Origin of the sequence: Collinsella ihumii, from assembly GCF_900046475.1 — a bacterium.
GTDB lineage: Bacteria > Actinomycetota > Coriobacteriia > Coriobacteriales > Coriobacteriaceae > Collinsella > Collinsella ihumii.
In genome coordinates this window covers 1-5,495 of sequence record NZ_FCOU01000016.1, presented here as the reverse complement: position 1 = coordinate 5,495, position 5,495 = coordinate 1, and the positions used below count along the sequence as shown (strand labels likewise).

Annotated in this window: 11 protein-coding genes; 7 read left to right on the top strand and 4 right to left on the bottom strand. The window is 61.7% G+C overall.

Going from position 1 to position 5,495, the window contains the following annotated elements; translation table 11 throughout:
• Positions 1–590: 590 nt before the first annotated feature.
• Together BN3789_RS12020 and BN3789_RS12015 are read right to left on the bottom strand one after the other, a co-directional pair.
• Positions 591–1,259, bottom strand: a complete 669-nt coding sequence (locus BN3789_RS12020) for a hypothetical protein (protein WP_019239973.1) — start codon at positions 1,257–1,259, stop codon at positions 591–593.
• Between the two features lie 58 nt (positions 1,260–1,317).
• Positions 1,318–1,671 (bottom strand): hypothetical protein, encoded by a 354-nt coding sequence (locus BN3789_RS12015; RefSeq protein ID WP_019239974.1) that lies wholly within the window; start codon positions 1,669–1,671, stop codon positions 1,318–1,320.
• Between the two features lie 304 nt (positions 1,672–1,975).
• On the opposite strand from BN3789_RS12015, the gene BN3789_RS12010 reads away from it, so the two are divergent.
• From BN3789_RS12010 to BN3789_RS11980, 7 genes are all read left to right on the top strand, one after another.
• Positions 1,976–2,320: a single-stranded DNA-binding protein gene (locus BN3789_RS12010; RefSeq protein ID WP_019239975.1), complete on the top strand. Its 345-nt coding sequence runs from the start codon at positions 1,976–1,978 to the stop codon at positions 2,318–2,320.
• A gap of 142 nt (positions 2,321–2,462) precedes the next feature.
• Positions 2,463–2,789 carry a hypothetical protein gene (locus BN3789_RS12005; protein ID WP_019239976.1) on the top strand — a complete coding sequence of 109 codons (327 nt, stop codon included), beginning with the start codon at positions 2,463–2,465 and terminating at the stop codon, positions 2,787–2,789.
• Between the two features lie 2 nt (positions 2,790–2,791).
• Positions 2,792–3,271, top strand: a complete 480-nt coding sequence (locus BN3789_RS12000) for a DUF7659 family protein (RefSeq protein WP_019239977.1) — start codon at positions 2,792–2,794, stop codon at positions 3,269–3,271.
• 2 nt (positions 3,272–3,273) lie between these two features.
• Complete coding sequence (locus BN3789_RS11995) at positions 3,274–3,603, top strand: hypothetical protein (protein WP_229254387.1); 330 nt, start codon at positions 3,274–3,276, stop codon at positions 3,601–3,603.
• Positions 3,603–4,019 carry a hypothetical protein gene (locus BN3789_RS11990; RefSeq protein ID WP_066834695.1) on the top strand — a complete coding sequence of 139 codons (417 nt, stop codon included), beginning with the start codon at positions 3,603–3,605 and terminating at the stop codon, positions 4,017–4,019. The genes BN3789_RS11995 and BN3789_RS11990 overlap by 1 nt, the downstream gene beginning before the upstream one ends.
• A gap of 184 nt (positions 4,020–4,203) precedes the next feature.
• A complete protein-coding gene (locus BN3789_RS11985) occupies positions 4,204–4,545 on the top strand; it encodes a hypothetical protein (RefSeq protein ID WP_019239980.1) in 342 nt (113 codons plus the stop codon).
• Positions 4,545–4,775, top strand: a complete 231-nt coding sequence (locus BN3789_RS11980) for a hypothetical protein (RefSeq protein ID WP_019239981.1) — start codon at positions 4,545–4,547, stop codon at positions 4,773–4,775. The genes BN3789_RS11985 and BN3789_RS11980 overlap by 1 nt, the downstream gene beginning before the upstream one ends.
• Here BN3789_RS11980 and BN3789_RS11975 read toward each other — a convergent pair.
• Both BN3789_RS11975 and BN3789_RS11970 read right to left on the bottom strand, forming a co-directional pair.
• Positions 4,772–5,011: a helix-turn-helix domain-containing protein gene (locus tag BN3789_RS11975; RefSeq protein WP_229254385.1), complete on the bottom strand. Its 240-nt coding sequence runs from the start codon at positions 5,009–5,011 to the stop codon at positions 4,772–4,774. The genes BN3789_RS11980 and BN3789_RS11975 overlap by 4 nt on opposite strands.
• A gap of 16 nt (positions 5,012–5,027) precedes the next feature.
• A complete protein-coding gene (locus BN3789_RS11970; protein WP_019127496.1) occupies positions 5,028–5,243 on the bottom strand; it encodes a helix-turn-helix domain-containing protein in 216 nt (71 codons plus the stop codon).
• Positions 5,244–5,495 lie beyond the last annotated feature (252 nt).

Genomic DNA, 5,495 nt, shown 5'->3' with positions numbered 1-5,495 from the left:
TTCCGGAAGGTAGCAGCAGGCGGCTCCCTTGCGAAATATCGATGGCTCTCTATGCCAATATCTGACGTTGGCCACCAGCGGCTCCCATTCGCAATATCGCATGCTCTGAAGCGGGCGATTACTCAGTCTATGTACACCTTGCACACCCTGCGGGCGATTCTTTAATATAGGCGCTTCACCCCGCCAACCCCTAGAGACCACCAAGAAGAAGCGAATGCCCCCCTCGGGAACAAAAACTACCCTTTATATATCTCACAAGGTGTGTAAAGTGTACTTGAGAGCTGTTTTATATAGTTTTACCTGCGGAATTAGCCGTACACCTTTAGGTACACCCTATTTTTTGAAACATGCTTATAAACCATGTTAAAACCACTGTTTCCGCAGGTAGATAGCCTAAAACGTTTCCGTGTACACATTACACACCTTGAACACTGAAGTGTGCAGAGCAGGCCGGGCGCGCGGCCCTGGCTGCGCGGTGCGGCTTCGCTTTTTCTTCTGTGTGCCCGAAAGGGTGTGGGTCGCGACGAAAAAACGCCCGCCCCGACGTGTACCGGAAGCGGGCGCTCTTCATCAGCCTGTGGTCGCTAAAGCTACTTCTTCGCGTCCCACTTCATGTAATACTCCCGAATGAGCTCGGGATCTGACACGGTGCACCGCTGCCTGCGGCACTCTTTCCTGAGGAAGGGGTAGGTCTCCGCGATCTTCTGGTTCACCGCGTCGTGATAGAGGTTGTGCGCCTCGGAGCACCCGGTCTTGCCGGCCATGTCGTCCAACTCGACCTCGTAGCGCGTGAGCCTGTGCCGCACGAAGTTCACGGCCCAGCGCTGCAACGTGCGCGGGTCGGTGCAGAGGAACGACGTATCGCCGTAGTGACCGAGCACGAAGACCTCGTAATCGTGCTTGCTTTGACGCCCCGCCTCGAGAAGCTCCTTCTCCGTCCAGTCATCGTCAACCTCGATCTCGGGGATGATGGAGCGCACATGTTCGAGCAGGTTCTTCCGCTTCGTCTCGACGGCCTTCTTCGCAGCGGCCTGGCGCTTCTCGCGCATCGCGTTGCGCTTCGCGATGTGCGCCTTGAACACCTCTGTTTCCATAGCCTGCTCGACGTCGGCCTCCTTCCACAGGCTCATCGGAGGGCCGCTGACGTGATGCGGGTTGGGCCTCAGCACGGGCTCGGGCAGCAGCTCGTCGATGAGCTTATCGGAGAACCCGAGCTCCTTGACCTTCGACTTCGCGAGCATGGGCACGTAGTCCTTCATGGTGGCTCCTCTCGTATGTGGCACGGTTATAGCTCGTTTGTGCTGCTCAGCACGCTGCTTACTTCTTCCGGCGCTTCCACGCGCGCTCGTCGCGCTCGACCATGCGCTTGAACACGGCGGCCGAGGTGATGCCGTCGCGCTCCGCGATGTCGCGCATGACGGCCTCCTGCTCTATCAGCCTGCGGATGACAGCAGCCATGCGCACGCGATCCTCGCGCGCCCATGCCTTGACGCGCGCCTTGTCCTCGGGTGTGATGGACAACATGAACGGCACATATTCGCTCTGCGGCCCCTCGAGCTTCTGCTGGTCGTCCGCGCGGTTGTTCGTGACGATGAACGACTTGCCGACGCTGTCCTTCTGGTTGACGACCGACACGGTCGGCGCGTGCTTGCTGTTGGGGTGTTTGGTCATTTGGCGACCCCTTCCACGAGAGATCTCCCTGTTGTGTATCATTTTACCAAAAAGCCGGTCTACTATACAGTCACTATATAGTTTTCTATCGTTCTACTTAACATCGACTATATAGTGTGTACAAATACCGTAAAGGTTATAGAAATAGTTTGTTTGAGTTTTGCACACGGTACATAATCGCGACATTATACGTACATGGTTTGATCGTTCTTGTTCAACGCGCCCTCATTCAAGGCCCGCGACTATCGTCTCGAGCCACGGTTTCTTCTGCGTCAGGCCTCAATCCCAGCAGGAAGGAACCACTATGTCGATTAACACCGCCGCCATCTCCGGCAACCTCACTGCAAACGCCGAGCTCCGAGCCACCAAGTCAGGCACCCCGGTGCTCAGCGCCACCGTCGCCGTCAACGAGCGCGCCCGTCAGGAAGACGGCACCTACGCCGACCGCCCGAACTACATCGACCTCGTGCTCTTCGGACGCCGCGCGAACGCCCTCGCCCAGTACCTCATGAAGGGCACCTACGTCTCGGTGCAGGGACGTCTCCGTCAGTCCTCCTACGAGGATCGCCAAGGCGTGCGCCGCTCCAAGGTCGAGGTCGTCGTCGAGGAGCTCGACTGGCGCACCCGCACGGCCGAGCAGACGGCGTAACCGCAGCTCAGCGTCCCGCCCGACCATCGCACCCGCGAGCCGCACCCGGCTCGCGGGTTTCTTTTTCCGAGGCAGGCCCCGCACGTGCGCGCGGGGCCACGGGTGAACCCACGACCCGTGTCCCCGCCCGAAAGGAGCCCTCATGCCCGCCATCGTGACCTCGATCCAGATCGACGTGCCCGATACGCCGACCCTCACGCCCGTGCTCGACCGCTACGTCATGGGCGACCGACCTGCGGTGATGCTGTACGACCTCGCCGAGGAGGAGCTGTGGGACGACCTCACGGTCAACCTCGACGACGCCCTGCCCCAAGGCTGCGCGTTCGTGCCCTATGACCGGCGCGTTTACCTCGACGCCCTCGTCCAGCAGGGCTACGCGACCGTCATCGGGGACACGAGCTACGGCAACTTCGGTCAGCGCGCGTACATCGTGCAGCTCGCGCCCGTCCTCATCGCGAAGGAGGCCTAACCATGTCCGCGACCGTCACCGCATCCACGTACACGAAGCTCAAAGAGCGTTTCCAGCGCGAGTTCTCGGAGCTCGACACCATCTGGGCGTTCTCCAATAAGCAGCTCGAGGAGGGCATGCGACGCCTCGGCTGCACGCCCGACGACCTCGTGCGCTTCGCACCCGGCGGCTATATGCGCCGATCCGACGTGGGCGAGCTGAAAGACATGCTTAAGCGCCAAACTCAGGAGCTCACAGAACGCATGGCGACCTACGACTTCGCTTTCGCGGCGTTCCTCTACGAGATGGGCAACCACGAGTACCACATCAACGGTCAGGCCGACTGGGACGTGGTCTCGTGCTTCGGCACCGTCGAGTACGACGACGGGAAGGGCGGGCTGTCCTACCTGCGCGACCTCGGCTATCCGCAGGAGACGCTTCGCGCCTACGAGGACGCCCGCCGCGAGTACTTCCGGCAGTGCGACGAGAACGGATGGTGGTGAGCATGTCTGCGATAGGAGCCGACGTGATGCAGCAGATCCTCGCCGTGACGGACGAGCTGCGCTCCTGCGTGCGCGACCAGTTCGAGCCCTACGAGGGCGTCTACCGAATCAACGACTTCGGCGAGTACGTCTCCGAGGAAGACTGGCTGAACACCTGGGCGGCATATCCGCTCTGGTGGATGCATGCGTGGCTGCTCGCAGACAACGGTCAGCACACATCTGCGCAGGTGAACGCCATGTCCGTCGAGCAGATCGAGGCCGCGTACGCCGACCCGGCGTTCGAACCGGAGTACGCCCACTACACGGAAACCGATGAGGAAGGACGACCCTGATGAACGATGAAACCACCAGTTCAGAGATTCGCACGCTGGACTTTTCCGGCTATGACTTCAGCTCGCAGCGATCCGAGCACGGCGTTCAGATCATGAACCGCGCGTACCTCATCGCGAAGCGCCGTTACGACCGGCACGGCGACCGAGATGACCTGCGGCTCGCCCTGCTCATGCGGTACTGGAGCGATGCCTACATCAACATTGAGGACTACGCCGCATCGTGGAACGCGACCTGCGTCGACGCCGACCTCGGCATTTCCCTGCCGACATGGACGAAGGCGAGCGTCGACCTGCGCGCGCTCTACGTGGCGCACGAGTTCTGCGAGTGCGTTGAGCGCATGGTGCAGGCGCTCGAGAACGCCGAGTGCGGCGTGCACGACCGGATGCCCGCGGCGTGGGAGATATGCACGCTCTAGGCGATGGAACCACCACCCGTCATGCGCCGTCGACTTTGCGGCGGGCATCAACGATGTCATGTCCGGCACACGAAAGCTTCCCGAAGGCCGTTGACGCCCCGCGCCCTCCGGCGATCCGGCAATCAAGCCGGAAGCAAGCGCGCTTGCATCCGGCAAGGGCGGATTCGAGAGAAGGGAGCAGCGGATGGACGGAGCCATGGTGCCGATTGGCGAGGCCGCCCTCGAGGCGATCGAGGAGGTGAGCTCGGAGCTGCGCGGCAGGATACGCGAGCGCTTCCAGCCCTACGAGGGCGTCTACCGGCTGAACGACTGCGCCGATTATATGAGCGAGTCCGACTGGGACGAGGTCTGGTCGAGGTACCCCGCATGGTGGCCCAAGGCGTGGATGCTCGCCGGCAACGGCCAGTACGCCTGGGGCGAGGTGGCGCGCATGACGGTCGGCGAAATCGAGGAGGCGTACGACGACCCGGGCTTCTATCCCGAGTACGCATACTACACCGAGGCAGATGAGGAGGGGTTACTCTAATGGTCGACTCAAGCATCAGCGCGCAGGAACTTCAGCCGGGGAGGCCGAGCGGATACGGGTTGCTGGTGTCCGCCCTGCTCGACGAGCTCGCCGCCGTCTCGTCGCCAGACGACGGCGGCACCCGCGACGTCGCGTGGCTGCGCGGCTACGTGGCGGGGATAGCGAACGCGGCGAGCATCGCCATGGAGCTCGATGAGGCCGTTCGAGACGATGCCGGGGAGGAGGCCTAGAAGTCGAAGAGGTCGCGCGCGGGGGCGTCCAGCGCCTCCGCGATGCGGCAGATGAGGTCGAAGCTGATGTTCACCGAGCCCCTCTCGATGTTCCACAGGTGCGACTGGCTCGTCCCGGCCATGAGTGCGAGCTCGCGCTGGGTGAGCCCGGCCTCCACGCGCAGGGCCCTGATCCTCCGGCCGAGGAGTCGTCTTCTCGTGCTGTTGTCCATGCGGTTGAGGTTAGGACTCGCCACGCGAAGGGTCAAGCAATTAAAAGTCGATGAGCTCGCGAACCTCGATGCCGAGGGCGTCGGCGAACTTGCAGAGCATGTCGAACCCGATGCCGACGCGCCCCGTCTCCACCTGCCAAAGGTAGGTGTGGGAGGTCCCCGCCATGTCCGCGAACTGGCGCATGGTGAGGCCCGCAGCGATTCGCCTCTTTTTGATGTTGTTTCCTAGCCGCTCTCGGCGCTCCGTCTTGTCCATTTCACGAGCGTAATTGCTTGTAATGCGACCTTGGTTTGTTATTATTAACCATGGTTCTTAATCGTTAACCACCTGAACACAATACGGGGGAGCCCGACGTCGAAGGAGTGCCATGAAGCGCAAGTACCAGCCCAAGCACATGAAAGAACGTGAGAAGATGAAGCTGCCAATCTTCAATGCAAAGCCCGTCATCACCGCCGGCCTCGTCGGCGCCATGGTCGCCCCGAGCGCGCTCGCGCCCGCCTCGGCCAT

What these genes read in the sequence shown, in the direction of transcription:
- BN3789_RS11985 (WP_019239980.1), top strand. Translation starts at nt 4,204, where the DNA reads ATGGACGGAGCCATGGTGCCGATTGGCGAGGCCGCCCTCGAGGCGATC.
- BN3789_RS12020 (WP_019239973.1), bottom strand. Translation starts at nt 1,259, where the DNA reads ATGAAGGACTACGTGCCCATGCTCGCGAAGTCGAAGGTCAAGGAGCTC.
- BN3789_RS11995 (WP_229254387.1), top strand. Translation starts at nt 3,274, where the DNA reads ATGTCTGCGATAGGAGCCGACGTGATGCAGCAGATCCTCGCCGTGACG.
- BN3789_RS11980 (WP_019239981.1), top strand. Translation starts at nt 4,545, where the DNA reads ATGGTCGACTCAAGCATCAGCGCGCAGGAACTTCAGCCGGGGAGGCCG.
- BN3789_RS12015 (WP_019239974.1), bottom strand. Translation starts at nt 1,671, where the DNA reads ATGACCAAACACCCCAACAGCAAGCACGCGCCGACCGTGTCGGTCGTC.
- BN3789_RS12005 (WP_019239976.1), top strand. Translation starts at nt 2,463, where the DNA reads ATGCCCGCCATCGTGACCTCGATCCAGATCGACGTGCCCGATACGCCG.
- BN3789_RS11970 (WP_019127496.1), bottom strand. Translation starts at nt 5,243, where the DNA reads ATGGACAAGACGGAGCGCCGAGAGCGGCTAGGAAACAACATCAAAAAG.
- BN3789_RS12010 (WP_019239975.1), top strand. Translation starts at nt 1,976, where the DNA reads ATGTCGATTAACACCGCCGCCATCTCCGGCAACCTCACTGCAAACGCC.
- BN3789_RS12000 (WP_019239977.1), top strand. Translation starts at nt 2,792, where the DNA reads ATGTCCGCGACCGTCACCGCATCCACGTACACGAAGCTCAAAGAGCGT.
- BN3789_RS11990 (WP_066834695.1), top strand. Translation starts at nt 3,603, where the DNA reads ATGAACGATGAAACCACCAGTTCAGAGATTCGCACGCTGGACTTTTCC.